Raw genomic sequence first — 17,412 nt, 5'->3', positions numbered from 1 at the left:
CCTTCAAGCCACCTGCACGATGTGCAGCGCCTTCGGATTGCGCCACTGCGCCAGCAGGGCGGCTTCGCGCGCCTTGGCCTGCTCGAAATGCGCTTCCTTGACGTGGCCGAAGCCGCGGATGTGCTCGGGGACGCTGGCAATCTCCACCGCCAGCGCCAGGCGGTCGTCATCCAGCCCGTCCAGCAGCAGCTGCACGGTGGCCTCGTAATCGCCGATCAGCTTGCGCTCCATGCGGCGCTCCGCGGTGCGCCCGAACACGTCGAAGCGGCCGCCGCGCAGGAACTTCAGCCTGGCCAGCAGGCCGAAGGCCTTGAACATCCACGGGCCGTACTCCTTCTTCAGCAACCGGCCCTGCTCGTCCTTCTTGGCGAACAGCGGCGGTGCCAGGTGGAAACGCAGCTGGTAATCGCCCTCGAACTGCTGCTGCAGGCGGCGCTGGAAGTCGCCGCTGGTGTACAGGCGGGCCACTTCGTACTCGTCCTTGTACGCCATCAGCTTGAACAGGTAGCGGGCCACCGTCTCGGTCAGCGCAGTGGAACCGCCGATGCGCTCGGCTTCGGCGGCGCGCACGCGCTCGACCAGGCTGCGATAACGGTTGGCGTAGGCGTCGTCCTGGTACTCGACCAGGAAGGCGGCGCGGCGTTCGATCATTTCATCCAGCGAGCGCGACAGGCGGGCGTCCTCCAGCGGCAGGAACGCCACGTCGCCACTGTGCGAAGGCAGGCCGCGCAGTTCGCGTTCGTCGCCGGTGTTGCGCGGTGCGGCGGTGGCGCCCCATTCGTTGCCTTCCCACTCGCCCGGCGGCAGCGGATGCAGCGGGCCCGGGGTGGATTCGGTATCGGTGTGGCGGTTGCGCACCAGGCCGGCGGCCTGCTGCACGGCCTGCGGATCGACTACGGCCAGGCGGCCCCAGGCGAAGGCCTGCTGGTTCATCGCCACGGCGGCGCCGTTGAGCTCGATGGCGCGCATCAGTGACTCGAACGACAGCGGCACCAGGCCCTGCTGCCACGCGTAGCCGAGGATGAACAGGTTGGCGGCGATCGCATCGCCGAGCAGCGCGGTGGCCAGCTGGGTCGCATCCAGCAGCAGCGGCTCCTGGCCGCCCAGTGCCACGCGCACACCGGCCACGATGTCGGCGGCGGGGAACTGCATGTCCGGGCGGGTGGTGAAGGTACCGGGCATCGCTTCGTAGGTGTTCAGCACCACCTGCGAACGGCCGGCGCGCACCTTCGACAGGGCCCAGTAGTCGTTGACCACCACCATGTCGCAGCCCACCACCAGGTCGGCTTCGCCGGCGGCGATGCGCACGGCGTGGATGTCTTCAGGGCGACGGGCAATGCGGATGTGCGTGGTCACCGCGCCGCCCTTCTGTGCCAGGCCGGTCTGGTCGAGCACGGTCGCGCCCTTGCCTTCCAGGTGGCCGGCCATGCCCAGCAGCGCGCCGATGGTCACCACGCCGGTACCGCCGACGCCGGTGATCAGGATGTTCCAGGGCTGTTCCAGCGTGCCGCGGAGGGTCGGCGCCGGCAGGTTGTCCAGCAGGGTGGAGGCATCGCGCTTGCTGCCCTTGCGCGGCTGGCCGCCGTGCACGGTGACGAAGCTTGGGCAGAAGCCGTTCACGCAGGAATAGTCCTTGTTGCAGTTGGACTGGTCGATCTCGCGCTTGCGCCCGAACTCGGTTTCCTTCGGCAGCACCGACACGCAGAAGCTCTTCTTGCCGCAGTCACCGCAGCCTTCGCAGACCAGCGAATTGATCATCACCCGCTTCTGCGGGTCTTCCAGCTTGCCGCGCTTGCGGCGGCGGCGCTTCTCGGTGGCGCAGGTCTGCTCGTAGATCAGGATCGAAACACCCTTCACTTCGCGCAGGCGCTTCTGCACTTCGTCCAGCTCGCTGCGGTCGTGGAACTCGACATCGCTGGGGAAGTGCTCGCGTTGGCCGGTCCACTTGCCGATGTTGTCCGACAACACCACGATGGTGTGGATGCCTTCGGCGCGCATCTGCTTTGCGATGTCGGGCACGCTCAGCGGGCCGTCCACCGGCTGGCCGCCGGTCATCGCCACCGCGTCGTTGTAGAGGATCTTGTAGGTGATGTTGACGCCGGCGGCGACTGCCTGGCGGATCGCCAGCGAGCCGCTGTGGAAATAGGTGCCGTCGCCCAGGTTCTGGAACACGTGCGGGGTGTCGGTGAACGGCGCCTGCCCGGCCCAGGTCACGCCTTCGCCACCCATGTGGGTGAAGGTGTCGGTGCTGCGGTCCATCCAGGTCACCATGTAATGGCAACCGATGCCGGCCAGCGCACGCGAGCCTTCCGGCACCTGGGTGGAGGTGTTGTGCGGGCAGCCCGAGCAGTAGTGCGGTACGCGCGGGAAGCTGGCGCGCGGCAGCGCAAGCTCGGCTTCCTTTTCCTGCATCCACTGCAGGCGCTGCTCGATCGATTCGTTGTTGAAGAACTTCTGGATGCGGCGGCCGATCACGCCGGCGATGGTGGCCGGGGTCAGTTCGCCGGTGGACGGCAGGATCCATTCGCCGCTCTCGTCGTACTTGCCGACGATCGACGGGCGCTGGCCCCAGCTGGCCGGCCAGTTGAAGAACTGTTCCTTCATCTGGCGCTCGATGAAGGCACGCTTCTCCTCCACCACGATGATGTCTTCCAGGCCCTGCGCGAAGCGCGCGATGCCCTGCGGTTCCAGCGGCCAGGTCATGCCGACCTTGTACACGCGGATGCCGATGTCGGCGCACGCGGCTTCATCCAGGCCCAGGTATTCCAGCGCCTGCAGCACGTCCAGGTAGCTCTTGCCGGTGGTGACGATGCCCAGCCGCGCGCGCGGCGCATCCATCACCACCTTGTCGATGCCATTGGCGCGGGCGAATGCCTGCGCCGCCTTCACCGCATAGCGGTGCAGGCGCATTTCCTGGTCCAGCGGCGGGTCCGGCCAGCGGATGTTGAGGCCACCCGACGGCATCTCGAAGTCTTCCGGCAGCACGATGCGGCGCGCCATCGGATCGACCTCGACCGACGCCGACGACTCCACCGTTTCGGCAATGGTCTTGAAGCCGACCCAGCGGCCGGTATAGCGGCTCATCGCCCAGCCGAGCAGGCCCATGTCGAGGATGTCCTGCACGCCGGCCGGGTTCAGCACCGGCATCATCGCGCTGACGAATTCGTCCTCGCTGCCGTGCGGCAGCGTCGAGCTGCGGCAGGCATGGTCGTCGGCGGCCAGCGCCAGCACGCCGCCGTAACGCGAGGTACCGGCGGCATTGGCATGCTTGAACACGTCGCCGCAGCGGTCCACGCCCGGGCCCTTGCCGTACCACATGCCGAACACGCCCTGCACGTTGGCGCCAGGGAACAGGTTGGTCTGCTGGGTGCCCCACACCATGGTGGCGCCCAGGTCCTCGTTCAGGCCCGGGGTGAACTTCACCTTGGCGGCTTCAAGATGCTTGCGCGCGCGCCACAGCTCCAGGTCGAAGCCACCCAGCGGGCTGCCACGGTAGCCGCTGACAAAGCCGGCGCTGTCGATGCCTTCGTGCGCGTCGCGCAGCCGCTGCATCAATGGCAGCCGCACCAGCGCCTGCACGCCACTCAGGTAGATCCGCCCCTCGCTGCGGGTGTACTTGTGGTCGAGCGTGTAATCACGGTCGAGCAGGTCGGCGGAAGAGGGCGAAGTGAGTTGCGCGGTACTGGTCATGGCTGGCCCGGTAGGATCGGCTGGCACCGGCCGCGTGCAGGCACGCGGCGGGAAAGGCGCGAATTGTAGCAGCGGGGCCGCGAGGCCCCGGCACTCGCGCCCGCGGCGGTGCTGGGGTTAGGATCGGGGAGAGAGAGGGAGGCTGCAGTTGCGGCCTGGGGAGAAGGGATGTCAGTTCCAGGAAAGATCCTGGCCAGCGTGCTGCTGGCCTCGGGAGCGGCCACGGTGTGGGCCGCGCCGGCCGTGCCGGCACCACAGGAGTTCTACTTCGACAACGATCCGGCCGCCACGCCGATGGTGGCGGTGCAGGGCGAGGGCGATGATCTGGTGGCGCAGCTGGTCAAGCTGCGTGAACGCGGCCGGCGTGCGGTGGAAGCGACGGTGCAGCTGGCATCGGTGGCCGGCGCGCAGGGTCGTGGCGAGCTGGCCGAGCAACTGTATGGCGAGGCCATGAAAGAGGCACCGGCACAGAGCAGCAGTGGCCGCAGCGTGCGCTGGAACTACGGCTGGGACCTGCTGCGCCAGGGCAAGCCGGAGGCGGCGCTGGAACAGTGGCTGGCCTCGGCCGGCAATGCGCGCACGAAGCCGAGCTGGGTGCCACCGACTTATGCATTGGCGCTGTGGCGGCTGGGACAGAAGCAGGAGGCGGTGCAGTGGTACGCGGCTGCGGTGCGTACCGAGCCGACGCAGTGGAGCACCAGTGCCCACCATGCGCAGTTGCTGCCGCAATGGCGCGAGGATGAGCGCGCGTCGCTGGCCGAGGTGCAGCAGGCCTGGGCGGCCGCACCGCCTGCCTGGCCCTGAGGGAAGGGGTTCGGCCGGGTTGCACCCGGCACCCGCAGAGGCAAGGGCTGGAGCCAAAGCAACAGCAACAGCAACAGCAACAGCGGGCAATCCGTGGGATGGCGGGGCGGTGTGGGTTGGCAGGACACGCCGTAAACCCCCTCCGGGGTCCGGCCCAGCCGCTGGCGGCTGTGCGTTCGGGCGCTTGCGAGGCATGCCTCGCAGGCAAAGCGCCCTCACCCATGGGGGCTCGATGGCGCCTTGCTCGTGTGCGCTGTCCTGCGCACACGGCAAGACCGGGGTTGGGCGTCCTGCCCAACCCGCCCGAGGCATGCCTCGGGCCCATGGCGCCAACGGTCCTGCCAACCCACACCGCCCCACCTCTGACGGTTCGACGCTGCTGCTGGTAGATGTCGACCTTGGTCGACACGGTAGATCCACGCCATGCGTGGATGAATCTGTATCGGGATCGATTTTTCAATATCTGATCGAAATGCAGCCGAGCGTGGGCTCGGCTCTACAAAGAGCGGCCGGCCAAGCGCTTTTGCTCTTCTTCTTTCTTCCACGTGGCTGATCGCCCCCGGAGACTGTCAGGGGCCGGGTGGGTAGGCTGCGCAGGGGCGTGAGCCGCATGGATGCGGCGACCGAGCTTACATGGACGTACTTGCAGCGTCCCCTGCGCAGCCTACCCACCCGGCCAACCACGGCTGTTGCTTTGAGCGACCAGCCACGAGGGGCTGCGCCGTTCGCTGGAAACCCCTCAGTCGTCCGCGGAAACCGTCCGCCCCGACGCCCACGCCCGCAGTGCCTCCACTTGCTCGGCCATCAGCACCGACAGCGGTCGCGTGGCGCGGATCTCGTTCATCAGCAGCTCGGTGTCCAGCGGCCGGCCTTCGGCGTGTGCCGCATACAGGCCAGCCACGATCGCCTGCTCGATCTCGGCGCCGGAGAAGCCATTCGCGGCCGCCGCCAGCGCGGGCAGTGCGAAGTCGTCGGCGTTGAGCTGGCGCCGGCCCAGGTGCAGCCGCAGCAGTTCCACGCGCACCTCCGGCGAGGGCAGATCGACGAAGAAGATCTCGTCGAAGCGGCCCTTGCGCAGCAGCTCGGCCGGCAGCTCGTGCACCTGGTTGGCGGTGGCGACGATGAACACCGGCGCCTTGCGTTCGGCCATCCAGGTCAGCAGGTAACCGAGCACGCGGCGTGACACGCCGCCATCCTCGCCACCGCTGGCCAGGCCCTTCTCGATCTCGTCCATCCACAGCACGCAGGGCGCGAGTTGTTCGGCCGAGGCCAGCGCCTGGCGCAGGTTGGCTTCGGTCTCGCCGTGGTACTTGTTGTACAGCGCGCCCACGTCCAGGCGCAGCAGGGGCACGCCGAAGCCGGCGGCGGTGGCCTTGGCCAGCATCGACTTGCCGCAGCCCTGCACACCCAGCAACAGCATGCCGCGCGGCGGATCCAGCCCGGCCGGCGCCGAGCCGGCGATGAACGCGACCCGCCGCTGGTTGATCCAGCGCTTGAGCCGGTTGGCGCCGGCCACATCGCCGAAGCGTGCGCTGTCATGTTCGAAGAACAGGTGGCCGCTGCGGTTGAGCAGCTCGAACTTCAGCCGCGCCAGCTGCGGCAGGTCGTCGTCGCGCAGTGCGCCGTCGGCGTAGATCAGCTGGCGCGCGATGCGCCGGGCATCGACCAGGCTCAGGCCCTGCAGGTTCTTCAGGATTTTCTTCACCGCCTCGCTGTCGACTTCCACCCGTCGGCCGCCATGCTCGCGCGCATAGGCGTCGGCCTCCTCGCGCAGCATCTTCAGCAGGGCATTGGCATCGGGCAGGCGCGGGTTGAAGCGCACCGCCAGCGCTTCCAGCTCGGCCGGCAGCTCCACCTTGGCACCGATCAGCACCAGCACATGCGGCTCGCTGTGGCGGCGCTGGATCAGGTCGCGAAGGGCGCGCTGGTGGCTGGCATAGCCCAGGTAGGGATGGAAATCGAGCAGCAGGTAGACGCCGCGCTGGTCGGCCTGGCGGATCATCTGCAGGGCCGCGCTGGCATCGGGTGGCCCGACCGGCGGGTCCTCGCTGTCCAGGTCGATGCGGCGCAGGCCCTCGGTGATCGACCAGCGGTGCAGCGCCCGCCACACGTGCATCAGCGTCTGCCGGAACAGCTCGACGATGCGACCCTCGTCCTGGGTCTCGATCACGATCAGGGGGGTATTGGCGCGGATCAGTGCGCTCAGGTCCTGCAGTTCGCTCATGCCGGTTCGATCCTTCGGGGGCGCCACGATAGCAAAGGCGATGGCCACAGGTTCAGCACGGTGCTACCTCCCGTCACCACCGCCGGTGTACGCTCGGGGCACGTACCCGGAAGCGAGGCTGGCATGAAGACGATCCTGGTGGCCGGTTCCAAGGGCGGGGTGGGCAAGACCACCGTCGCCACCCACCTGGCCGCGTACGCGGCATTGCAGGGCAAGGCCACGGTGATTGCCGATGCCGACCCGCAGGGCTCCAGCACCCGCTGGGCGCAACGGCGTGCCGGGCTGGAAAGCGCGGTGCTCCCCATCGACGTGTACCGGAAGAAGCAGTGGGCGCAGAAGCTGCCCGACGGCACCGACACCGTCATCATCGACGCACCCGCCGGTGCGTTGGCCGACGATATCCCCCATTTCCTTGACGCTGCCGACGCGGTGGTGGTGCCGGTGCTGCCGTCTGCGCTGGACATTGAAGCGATCGTCGGCTTCCTCAACAGCCTGGCCCAGAACCCACGGGTACACAGCCGCAAGCTGCCGGTGGGGCTGGTCCTGAACCGCACCAAGCCCTGGACCCAGACCTCGCAGCAGGCGCTGCAGATGCTGGCCGAATGGCCGTACCCGGTGGTCGCGCAGCTGCGCGACAGCCAGAGCTACGTGGTCATGACCGGCCTGGGCCGCAGCCTGTTCGATTACCGCTCCGCCCAGGTACGCGAACACCAGGCCGACTGGGAACCGTTGCTGTCCTGGCTCAAGCTTTGATGCCTGCCTCACTCTTTCTGCTGCATCCTCTTCTTCATGGAAACCCGCGATGCGTGAACTGATCCTGCTGCGCCATGCCCATGCCGAACCGGCCACCCCCGGCCAGGCCGACCTCGACCGGCCGTTGTCGCCGGTAGGCCTGGCCGAAGCCGAAGCCGCCGGCAAGTGGCTGAAGGAAAACAACCTGCTGCCGGACTGCGTGCTGTGCTCGCCGGCACGGCGCACCCGCGAGACCCTGGAGGCCGTGCTCGGCACCATCGGCTACGTGGAGAAGCGCCTGGAAGACCGTATCTATGAGGCCACCCCCGGCACCCTGGCGGCGCTGGTGGACGACCGCCGTGACCTCGACCGGGTGCTGGTCGTCGGCCACAACCCGGGCCTGGAGCGCCTGGTGGCGCTGATGACCGAGGGCACCAGCAGCGACTACCGCGGCATGCCGCCGGCCGGCATCGCTGTGCTCGGCTTCCCGCGCGAGGCCTCGATCGAGCCGGGTGTGGCCAGCCTGAACGCGTTCTGGTGGCCGTGATCCAATGAGCCTGGCGCGGCGCAGCCGCTTCCTGCTGCCCGTGCTGCTGGCATTCGGACCGGCCTGGGCTGCGGCGCCACCGCCAACGTCCTTGCCGCCGGTGGTCGCCGAAGGGCACCGGGTCCTGCGCCTGGATACCCAACGCTCGCAGATCGGTTTCGAGGTGCGCACCCGCTTCGGGCAGCGCATCGAAGGCCTGTTCCCACACTTCGAAGGCCGCATCGAGATCCTCTCCGATGGCCGTCACCAGGTGCACCTGAAGATGTTCACGCGCTCGGTCGAGATCCCCGGCAAGGCGCGCTACACCGGCTGGATGCGCGGCGAGGAGTTCTTCGACGCGGGCCGCCACCCCGTGGTCGAGTTCGACTCGCTGCCGTACTGGCCGGAGACCGTGGAAGACGGGGGCGACATCAACGGGCGGCTGACCCTGCGCGGGATCAGCCACCCCGAGACACTGAAGGTCGAGAAAGCGGAGTGCGCCCGACCCGGCTATGATTGCGACGTCGTCAGCCGCGGTACCGTGCAGCGAGGCCGGTATGGAATGGACAGCTGGCAGCTTGCCTTGAGTGACCGAGTGACCTTCGTATTGCGAGCGCGCCTGAGCGAGGCGCCGAAACCGTGAACCTCCTGCTGCGTGTACTGGCGCTGGCAACCGTGTTGCTGGGCAGCGGTTGTGCATCGCTGTCCCATGCCGAGCGTGACCGCGCCGAAGCGATCGCCGTGCAGGCGCGCTCGACCCAGGTGGATTGCCAGCGCGCCGACCGCTGCGCACAGGATTCACCGCTGCGGGCGCTGGCCGGCCGGGCGTTCACCGAATCCACCCCCGGGCGGCCGCGCCACTACGCCACCCTGCTGGACGAGGGCGAGGGGGCCCTTGTCGCACGCCTGAACCTGCTGCGCAGCGCCACCCGCAGCATCGACCTGCAGACCTATATCTTCGACAAGGACGACAGCGCCCGGCTGGTCATCGACGAACTGCTGGCCGCCTCGCGGCGCGGGGTGAAGGTGCGGGTGCTGATCGATCAGCTGTCGGCGATCTCCGACCTGCAGATCCTCGGTGCATTGTCCGGTGCCCACGAGAACTTCCAGCTGCGGGTCTACAACCCGACCTTCGGCAAGGCCCGGCTGAACTACTTCGACTACGCCGGCAGCGTGCTGTGCTGCTTCCGTCGCTTCAACCAGCGCATGCACAACAAGCTGCTGGTGATCGACGATGCGATCGGTGTGGTGGGTGGCCGCAACTACCAGGACGACTATTACGACTGGGACCGCGAATACAACTTCCGCGACCGCGACGTCATGATTGCGGGGCCGGAGGCGCGGGCGATGGCGGCCAACTTCGATGCCTTCTGGCGCGCCAAGCGCAGCGTACCGGCCGAACGCCTGAACGATGTTGGCCGCACGCTGTTGCGTGAAGGGGTGCCGGTGCTACCACCGGCCACCTTCCGGCGCCCGGAACGGGTGCAGCGGGTCAGCGCCGAAGCCAACGATACCGAGTTCGTCACGCGTTCCTTCGTGGACACCGCGCTGCCGGTGGCCTCGGTGCGCTATGTGGCCGACCTGCCGCGCAAGCATCGCCGAGAGAAGGCCGATGCGCCGCTGGCCGGCCAGCACGTGACCGAGCCGCAGCTGGATGCACTCATTGCCGGCGCGCAGAAGGAAGTGATCCTGCAGACGCCGTACCTGGTGCTGTCCAAGCCGGCACAGAAACTGTTCCGCGAGCTGCGCAAGCGCCCGCAGCCACCGCGCGTGGTGGTGTCCAGTAACAGCCTGGCGGCCACCGACAACCCGATCGTGTATGCGCTGTCGTACAAGTACAAGCGGCGCAACATGCGCGAACTGGGCTTCAACATCTTCGAATACAAGCCGTTCCCGCTGGATGCACCGGTCGACTACCGCAACCTGCTGCCCGACCCGATCGCTGCGCCCGAGGGCGACGACGACGGCGGGCGCAATCCGCTGATCGGCGGCAGCGCCGCTGGCAGCAATGCCGGTGGTGGCAGCGACGGAGATCTGGCCGCGCCCCGCAAGCAGGTGCCGGTGAATCATCCGCGTACTGGTAGCGCCTACCAGAACGCGCGCGAACGTCGCCGTGCCGCCGGCAGCGAGGTGGAAACGCGCCTGCTGCGCACCGAGACACGACCGTCGTTCCTGGGCAGCAAGGCGGTCAACAAGCCGTTGCCGGTCACCCGCAAGGGCGCGCGCATGGGCCTGCATGCCAAGTCGCTGGTGGTCGATCGCCGCATCGGCGTGGTCGGCACCCACAATTTCGATCCGCGCAGCGAGAACTACAACACCGAAGGCGCAGTGATCATCGACGACCCGGTGTTTGCCGAGCAGCTGGCCGAGAGCATCCTGCGCGATACCCATCCGCAGAACTCGTGGACAGTGGCGCCGCGGGCCAAGCCGCCGGTGCTGTCGGGCCTGAACTACAGTGTCGGCAAGGCCTCCGAAGCGTTGCCGATCCTCGACTTCTGGCCGTGGCGTTACGCCACCGACTACGAATTCAAGCCGGGCCCCGACTGTCCGCAGCCGCTGCCCCGGCAGGACCCGGCGTTCCACAACTGCTACGTCGCCGTCGGCGACTTCCCCGAAGTCAACGTCGGCCCGAAGTGGCTGCTGGTGCGCATGCTGACTGCATTCGGCGCCGGCCTCGTTCCCATCCTCTGAAGGTGCCCGCATGACCCAGGTATTCCGCGAAGCCGTTTCCATCGAGCAGCTCAACGCGCTCAGCCGCAACACGGCGATTGAATCCCTGGGCATCGTCTTCAGCGCTGCGGGCGAGGACTGGCTGCAGGCCACCATGCCGGTGGATGAGCGCACCCGCCAGCCGTACGGCATCCTGCATGGCGGTGCCTCGGTGGTGCTGGCCGAGACCCTGGGCAGCAGCGCCGGAAACCTGTGCGTGGATACGGCCAAGCAGATCTGCGTGGGCCTGGAAATCAACGCCAATCACGTACGCGCAGTACGCTCGGGCACGGTCACCGGTACTGCCCGCGCGCTGCACGTGGGCCGCAGCACCCAGCTGTGGGAGATCCGTATCGAGGATGAGCAGGGCCGGCTGGTATGCATCTCGCGGCTGACCCTGGCCGTGGTGGCGGCCGGCCACGGCTGAGCCCCTGGAGGCTCGTTGACGGCGGCAGAACCCAGCGTTCCCCATCGATTGCCCCGGTCGATCGGTCTTATGGCCTAAATCGGCTGGCAGCGATGACGGCCCTCCGGTATCGTGCGCGGATGACTTCCCCCACTCCGGCCCCCCGCGGCGGCGTGGCGCGTGTGTGCCGTTACCTGTACCGCGTACCGCTGCTGTTGGTCCACATCACCGTGTTCCTGCCGCTCATCCTGATCGGCATGCTTCCGCCGTGGGGCGAACTGCGCGTGGGCGAAGCGACCTTCGGCGCCAAGGTGGTGAACTGGTGGCAGGGTGGGCTGATGTGGATCTTCGGCTTCCGCCTGGTGCAGATCGGCAAGCCGCTGCCCGGCGCCGTGCTGTTCGTCGCCAACCATGTCAGCTGGGTGGATATCTGCATCCTGCACAGCCAGCGCATGATGGGTTTCGTCGCCAAGCGCGAAATCGCCAGCTGGCCACTGGTCGGTTGGCTCGCTGCGCGCGGGCAGACCATCTTCCACCAGCGCGGCAATACCGAATCGCTGGGTGGCGTGATGCAGGTGATGGCCGATCGCCTGCGTGCCGGCAGAGCCGTCGGCGTGTTCCCCGAGGGCCGCACCCGCGGTGGCCACGAAGTGGGGCCGTTCCATGCCCGCATCTTCCAGGCCGCGGTCGAAACCGGTGTTCCGGTGCAGCCGGTGGCACTGGTGTATGGCGTGCATGGCAATGCGCAGACCATCGTCGCATTCGGTCCGGGCGAGAGTTTCTTCGCCAATTTCCTGCGCCTGCTCGGTGAGCCGGCGCGACGTGCGGAAGTGCACTTCCTGGCGCCGATCGGTGCCCAGGACCTGGAAGGCCGTCGGCGCATCGCGGAAACCTCGCGCGCGCGCATCGTGGCGGCCATGAGCACGCAGTGAGGGTGCGGTGGCCCTGATCCCGCCACCTGTCCTGGACGCCGGTACGCCGACGCTGCACGCGGCTGACTATCAGCCGCCGCGCTGGCTGCGCAATCCGCACCTGCAGTCGATGCTCAGTTCCAGCCGCATGCGCCTGCAGCGTGGCCTGCTGCTGCTGGCCGCCACGGGTGCGGTCAGCGAGGAGCTGATCCTCGATGGCGGCGACGGCGTGCGCCTGCAGGGCTGGCACAGCCATGTCGAAGGCCGCGAACCGAAAGGCATGGCCCTGCTGCTGCATGGCTGGGAAGGCAGTGCCGAATCCAGCTACATGCGCATGGCGGCCGCGCGCATGCTGGAACAGGGCTTCGACGTGGTGCGCCTGAACTTCCGCGACCACGGCAACACCCATCATCTCAACCCCGGCATCTTCCATTCCAACCTGATCGACGAAGTGGTGCATGCCGCCGGCGATATCGCCCAGCGCTGGCCGCAGCTGCCGCTGGTGGCCGCCGGGTATTCGCTGGGCGGCAACTTCGTGCTGCGGCTGGCCCTGCGCGCGCCGGCCGCTGGCGTACCGCTGCTGCGGGTGGCGTCCGTATGCCCAGTGCTGGACCCGGCGCTGACGATGGACAGCATCGAGAACGGCCCGGCGATGTATGACTGGTACTTCCGCCGCAAATGGGCCGGTTCGCTGCGCCGCAAGCGCGACCTGTTCCCCGAGCTGAGCGACTGCGACGACCGCGTGCTGAAGCTGGACATCCGCGCGCTGACGGCATGGCTGGTCGAGCGCCACACCAGCTTCGGCTCACTGCAGGCCTATTTCGATGGCTACTCGATTGCCGGCGACCGCCTGTCCACCCTGCAGGTGCCGGCCGACATCCTGATGGCGCAGGATGACCCGGTGATTCCGTACGCGACCTTCAGTGACTGGCAGCTGCCGCGCCAGGCGCGCCTGGAAACCGCGTGTTGGGGCGGCCACTGCGGATTCATCGAGAACTGGCGGGGCGACGGCTTCTCCGAGCGCTGGGTTGCGCAACGCCTGCAGCGTGTCCTGCAGGCCTGAACCGGCAGCGGCGCGCAGCCCGCTACAATGCGGGTTTGCACTTGAAGCGGACTGCCATGCAAGACCAGATCATCCAAGCGTTGCGCCAGAACCAGGCCGACCAGGCCGTGCAGCTGGCCCAGGCGTGGACCCGTGACGAACCCGGCCTGGCCGACGCCCACCGCTGGCTGGCGCTTGCGCTGCAGCAGCAGGGCAAGGCCGAGGACGCGATGGAGGCGCTGCAGCAGGCATTGCAGCTGGCCCCCGATGATGCCCAGCTGCACCTGCAGCACGCTGGCCTGCTGCTCGCCCTGCGCCAGTACCAGGGCGCTGACGAAGCGCTGGCACGCACCACCGGGCTCGACCCGAACTCCTTCTCCGCCTACCTGATGCAGGCCCACCTGGCGATCGGCCGCAACGACTTCGATGAAGCCCAGCGCCTGTCCACGCTGGCCTCGCGCGTTGAGCCGGACCACCCGGAACTGCTGGCCATCGACGGCATGATCGCGCTGCGCCGCGACGACCCGGACCGCGCGCTGACGCTGTTGTCGGCCGCCAACCAGGCGCAGCCGAATGACACCCGCGTGCTCTATGCACTGGGCTTCGCCTACCTGGGCAAGGACATGCTGGCGTTCGCCGAGCAGGCGTTCCGCCGCGTGCTGGAACTGAACCCGGCCATCAGCTCGCTGCATGGGCTGGTGGTGCAGCTGGCGCTGCGCCAGGGCAACGTGGAGGCGGCTGCCGAAGCGATGCAGATCGCTCTGCAGCAGGAAGGCATGGATACGCCGTCGATGCGTCGCCTGGCCGGTGAACTGGCGCTGCGCGGCGGCCAGCCGCTGCAGGCGCTGGACCACCTGCTGCCGTTGCTGGAAGCGATCCCCGACGACCGCCAGGTGCTGCAGCTGCTGCTGATGTCCTGGCAGCGCCTGGGCCGCGAAGACGAGGCGCGCGCGCGCCTTGACGCCGCCCTGGAGCAGCATCCGCAGCTGCACGATCTGTGGCTGGCGCGCCTGTCGGTGGAAGAAGTGGGCAGCCCCACCGCCGCGGCGACGGTCGAACGCTGGATGGACGCCATGCCGGGCCACCTGCCGGCACTTGAAGCACGCCTGCGCCTGCATGACATGGTGGGCGAGCGCGAGCAGGCTGAAGCCATCGCCGAGCGCATCGTCAGCCTGGAGCCGGGGCGCGTGAGTGGTGAGACCCGCCTGGTCGAAGGCCTGCTGCAGCGTGATCCGGCTGCCGCAGTCGCCCGCGTGCAGGCGTTGATTGAAATGGCGCCGGAAGCTCATCGTGCCGACCTGCGTACCTGGCTGGGTGAAATCCAGGATCGCGCTGGCCAACCGGAACAGGCGCTGCAGACGTGGCTGGCGCTGCAGGCTGACCAGGCGCCACAGCGCCTGCCATTGCCGCCGCAGGCCAAGTCGCCGCCGAGCTGGCCTGACAAGGGCAGCATCGAGGGCGACGCCAGCTCTGCGCCGATCTTCCTGTGGGGTGCGCCGGGTTCGGGCGTGGAACGCGTGGCGACTGGCTTGGCCGCTGCCAGCCCGGTGCTGCGCAGTGATCGCTACACCAACCAAGCGCCCGATGATGCGTTCCAGAATTACCACACGCTGCAGGACCTGGCCTCGGGCGTACTGACCCCGGAGCGGCTGGTGCAGCGCTGGCGCGAGCAGCTGCCGGCGCGCGGCTTGCAGAGCGACACCGTGATCGACTGGCTGCTGTGGTGGGACAACGCCCTGCTGTGGGCGCTGCGCCCGCAACTGCCGCAGGGGCGCCTGCTGCTGGTGCTGCGTGATCCGCGCGACATGCTGCTGGACTGGGTGGCCTACGGTGCCGCCGCACCGCTGGCGATGACCTCGCTGGCCGAAGCCGGCGAATGGCTGACGCGCGCACTGACCCAGATCGCCACGCTGCACGAGGAAGACCTGTACCCGCACGTGCTGCTGCGCATCGATCAGATCGGCAACGATCCGCACGCGATGGCCGAACTGCTGGGCCGCCTGTTCGAGCGGCCGATGCCGCCGGCTGCACAGCTGGGCGCACCGCGCTTCCCGCCGGGCCATTGGCGCAACTACCGCGACGTGATGAGCGCCGCCTTCGCCCAGCTCACCCTGGTTGCGGTGCGCCTGGGCTACCCGGAAGAATGAGGAGAGTGCAATGCAGCTGAGCAGCAACAGCCTGACCAACGGCGCACCGATCGACCGTGAGTTTGCCGCCGGCGATGCCGCCGGCTTCGCCCCGGACCGCAACCCGCACCTGGCATGGAGCAGCGTGCCCGATGGCACCCGCTCGTTCCTGCTGGTGTGCGTGGACCCGGATGTGCCGACCGTGCCAGAGACAGTGGGCCGCACCGACATGACGGTACCGCGCGACCAGCCGCGCTGCGATTTCGTGCACTGGGTGATGGCCGATATCCCGGCCTCGGTGCAGGAGATCGCCGCCGGCAGCTGCAGCGATGGCTTCGTGGTGAAGGGCAAGCCCGCGCCTGCGGGTCCGGCCGGCAGCCGCCAGGGCCTGAACGACTTCACCGGCTGGTTTGCCGGCAACCCGGACATGGCCGGTGATTACCTGGGCTACGACGGCCCGTATCCGCCGTTCAACGACGAGCGCGTGCACCGCTATTTCTTCCGCGTGTTCGCGCTGGACGTGGCGACGCTGGACCTGCAGCCGCGCTTCACCGCCGCCGATGCCTACCGCGCGTCGCACGGCCACGTCCTGGCCGAAGCCACCCTGCACGGCACCTACACGCTGAACCCCGCGCTGTAACCGCAACCCGGTAGCGCCGGCCGCTGGCCGGCGTTGCTTCTGTAGGGTCGAGCCATGCTCGACGCTACAAAGACGAACGGCAATACCCCGCAAACCCCGCCAGAAATGCATCGGCCTCGGCGCGATGCGCCTGCGAACGCAGCACATCCGCCACCTGCTGCGGCTCCAGCCCCAGCACCGGCACGCGCAGGAACAGTCCGGCATTGAACGCCGCACTCACCGTCGACAGCACCGCGCGCAGCGCCTGCAGCATGTCCTCGCCACGATGCGAGGCGTGCACCAGCGCGATCGGCCGGCCCACGATCTGGTCACCGGAGACCAGCCAGTCGATGGCGTTCTTCAGCCCGCCGGGAATGCCGCGCACGTATTCCGGGCTGCACACCAGCACGCCGTCGCTCTGCGCGATCGCCGCCTTGAAGTCGGTGACGCTGCCCGGCTCATCGGTGCCTTCGAGGTCGGGCGAGAACACGGGCAGATCGCCAATGCCGGTGTAGACCTCCAGCTCCATGCCCGTCGGTGCGATGGCCTGCAACGCCCGCAGCAGCGCGGTGTTGGTGGATTGCCGGCGCACGCTGCCGGAGATGGCGAGAATCTTCATCGCCGCAAGGCTAGCACGCGGGTTCGCGTCCTCCTGGTAGAGGCGGCCGCTGGCCGGCTTTGCTTCTGCAAAGTCGAGCATGGCTCGACTCTACACAACGAAGAAGGGCGGCCTTTCGGCCGCCCTTCTGTCGTCTTACTTCTTCTCGATGGCCGATTCGACCACCATGTCCAGCACGTACGCCTGCGACGGCGCGTCGGCCGGCGGGTTCTTCACGTCGTAGCGCTTCACGCGCACCACGTTGCGCACGCCGTCTTCGTGGGTATAGCCCTCGATGTTGCCGTAGAAGTTCTCGAACTTGCCCGGCTCACCCTGCTTCAGGCCCTTGTCGTCGAACTTGACCTCACGCACCTGCAGGCACTGGTAGTCCGGGATCAGCGGGTGCGAGCACTTCTCGGTCTTGGCGGCCACTTCCAGGAACACGGTTTCGCCGGCGCCGCCGTAGCGGGTTTCAGCGGTCGGTTCCGGGTTGAACACCAGCACGTCGCCCTTGGCGGTGGTCAGGGTCAGCTTGCCATCGGCATCCTGCTCGGCCTTCAGCTCGCCCTGCAGGCGGCTCGACACGGCCTCGTCCAGCGCCATCAGCGCCTTGTCGGTGCAGGCCATCAGGGTCGAGGCCATCGCACTGACCGTCAGCTTGCCGTCGGCCAGGGTGTAGCCGCCACCCATGTGGTTGCAGGCGTTGCTGACCGACAGGCGGCCATCAGCGAAGTCCAGGGTGACCGGCTTGTCCTCGCGGGCGAACAGCGCGTCGATGCGCTTGCCGTCGGCGCCGGTGGCCTGCTGCAGCAGCCAGTGCTGGCTCTGCAGGCGCTGCGCATCCAGGTGCGCCAGCGTCTGCTGGTCTGCTGCCTTGGCCGCGGCCGGGGCCACATCGTCGCCGCCGTTGCCGGCCGGGGCCGGGGTCTGGCTGCAGGCGGCCAGCAGGGCCAGCGGGAGGAGCAGGGTGAGCTTGCGGTTCATGGTGATTCTCCTTGGGGAACCGTGGGGGAAACGGGGTGGGG

The 17,412-nt window shown here is 68.2% G+C and carries 14 protein-coding genes; 10 read left to right on the top strand and 4 right to left on the bottom strand.

What is annotated here, in order from left to right; all coding sequences use genetic code 11:
* Positions 1-3: 3 nt before the first annotated feature.
* Positions 4-3,690, bottom strand: coding sequence for an indolepyruvate ferredoxin oxidoreductase family protein (locus VPH47_RS20595; RefSeq protein ID WP_368851698.1), 3,687 nt, complete (start codon positions 3,688-3,690; stop codon positions 4-6).
* 168 nt (positions 3,691-3,858) lie between these two features.
* Here VPH47_RS20595 and VPH47_RS20590 point away from each other — a divergent pair, with 168 nt between their 5' ends.
* On the top strand, positions 3,859-4,494 hold the full coding sequence (locus tag VPH47_RS20590; protein ID WP_110710679.1) for a tetratricopeptide repeat protein: 636 nt from the start codon (positions 3,859-3,861) through the stop codon (positions 4,492-4,494).
* A 739-nt stretch (positions 4,495-5,233) separates the two neighbouring features.
* On the opposite strand, the gene VPH47_RS20585 is transcribed toward VPH47_RS20590, so the two are convergent.
* Entirely contained in the window at positions 5,234-6,718 is a 1,485-nt protein-coding gene (locus VPH47_RS20585) for an AAA family ATPase (protein WP_368851697.1), read from the bottom strand.
* 123 nt (positions 6,719-6,841) lie between these two features.
* Here VPH47_RS20585 and VPH47_RS20580 point away from each other — a divergent pair, with 123 nt between their 5' ends.
* The 9 genes from VPH47_RS20580 (at position 6,842) to VPH47_RS20540 (ending at position 15,810) form a co-directional block, all read left to right on the top strand.
* A complete protein-coding gene (locus tag VPH47_RS20580; protein WP_005420986.1) occupies positions 6,842-7,471 on the top strand; it encodes a ParA family protein in 630 nt (209 codons plus the stop codon).
* 49 nt (positions 7,472-7,520) lie between these two features.
* Positions 7,521-7,997, top strand: a complete 477-nt coding sequence (locus tag VPH47_RS20575; RefSeq protein ID WP_110710681.1) for a histidine phosphatase family protein — start codon at positions 7,521-7,523, stop codon at positions 7,995-7,997.
* 4 nt (positions 7,998-8,001) lie between these two features.
* Entirely contained in the window at positions 8,002-8,619 is a 618-nt protein-coding gene (locus VPH47_RS20570) for a YceI family protein (RefSeq protein ID WP_164162634.1), read from the top strand.
* Positions 8,616-10,667, top strand: a complete 2,052-nt coding sequence (locus tag VPH47_RS20565) for a phospholipase D family protein (protein ID WP_180855020.1) — start codon at positions 8,616-8,618, stop codon at positions 10,665-10,667. Before VPH47_RS20570 ends, VPH47_RS20565 begins: the two co-directional genes overlap by 4 nt.
* A 10-nt stretch (positions 10,668-10,677) precedes the next feature.
* Complete coding sequence (locus tag VPH47_RS20560) at positions 10,678-11,112, top strand: hotdog fold thioesterase (RefSeq protein WP_010487227.1); 435 nt, start codon at positions 10,678-10,680, stop codon at positions 11,110-11,112.
* A 119-nt stretch (positions 11,113-11,231) separates the two neighbouring features.
* The gene (locus VPH47_RS20555; protein ID WP_110710684.1) at positions 11,232-12,023 is read left to right on the top strand and encodes a 1-acyl-sn-glycerol-3-phosphate acyltransferase; all 792 of its coding nucleotides are present in this window, start codon (positions 11,232-11,234) and stop codon (positions 12,021-12,023) included.
* 52 nt (positions 12,024-12,075) lie between these two features.
* Positions 12,076-13,065 carry a YheT family hydrolase gene (locus tag VPH47_RS20550; protein WP_180855027.1) on the top strand — a complete coding sequence of 330 codons (990 nt, stop codon included), beginning with the start codon at positions 12,076-12,078 and terminating at the stop codon, positions 13,063-13,065.
* Between the two features lie 56 nt (positions 13,066-13,121).
* Positions 13,122-15,191, top strand: coding sequence for a tetratricopeptide repeat protein (locus tag VPH47_RS20545; RefSeq protein WP_368851696.1), 2,070 nt, complete (start codon positions 13,122-13,124; stop codon positions 15,189-15,191).
* Positions 15,192-15,201: 10 nt separating this feature from the next.
* A complete protein-coding gene (locus tag VPH47_RS20540) occupies positions 15,202-15,810 on the top strand; it encodes a YbhB/YbcL family Raf kinase inhibitor-like protein (protein ID WP_368851695.1) in 609 nt (202 codons plus the stop codon).
* Between the two features lie 64 nt (positions 15,811-15,874).
* Here VPH47_RS20540 and VPH47_RS20535 read toward each other — a convergent pair whose 3' ends face one another.
* Both VPH47_RS20535 and VPH47_RS20530 read right to left on the bottom strand, forming a co-directional pair.
* Positions 15,875-16,489 (bottom strand): NADPH-dependent FMN reductase, encoded by a 615-nt coding sequence (locus tag VPH47_RS20535; RefSeq protein WP_368851694.1) that lies wholly within the window; start codon positions 16,487-16,489, stop codon positions 15,875-15,877.
* A 54-nt stretch (positions 16,490-16,543) separates the two neighbouring features.
* Complete coding sequence (locus VPH47_RS20530; protein WP_368851693.1) at positions 16,544-17,371, bottom strand: DUF4377 domain-containing protein; 828 nt, start codon at positions 17,369-17,371, stop codon at positions 16,544-16,546.
* Positions 17,372-17,412 lie beyond the last annotated feature (41 nt).

The sequence above is a fragment of the Stenotrophomonas sp. WED208 genome (assembly GCF_040984485.1).
Classification (GTDB): domain Bacteria; phylum Pseudomonadota; class Gammaproteobacteria; order Xanthomonadales; family Xanthomonadaceae; genus Stenotrophomonas; species Stenotrophomonas riyadhensis.
Note: the sequence above shows the minus strand (reverse complement) of the source record. Positions and strands in the feature narration are given on the sequence as shown.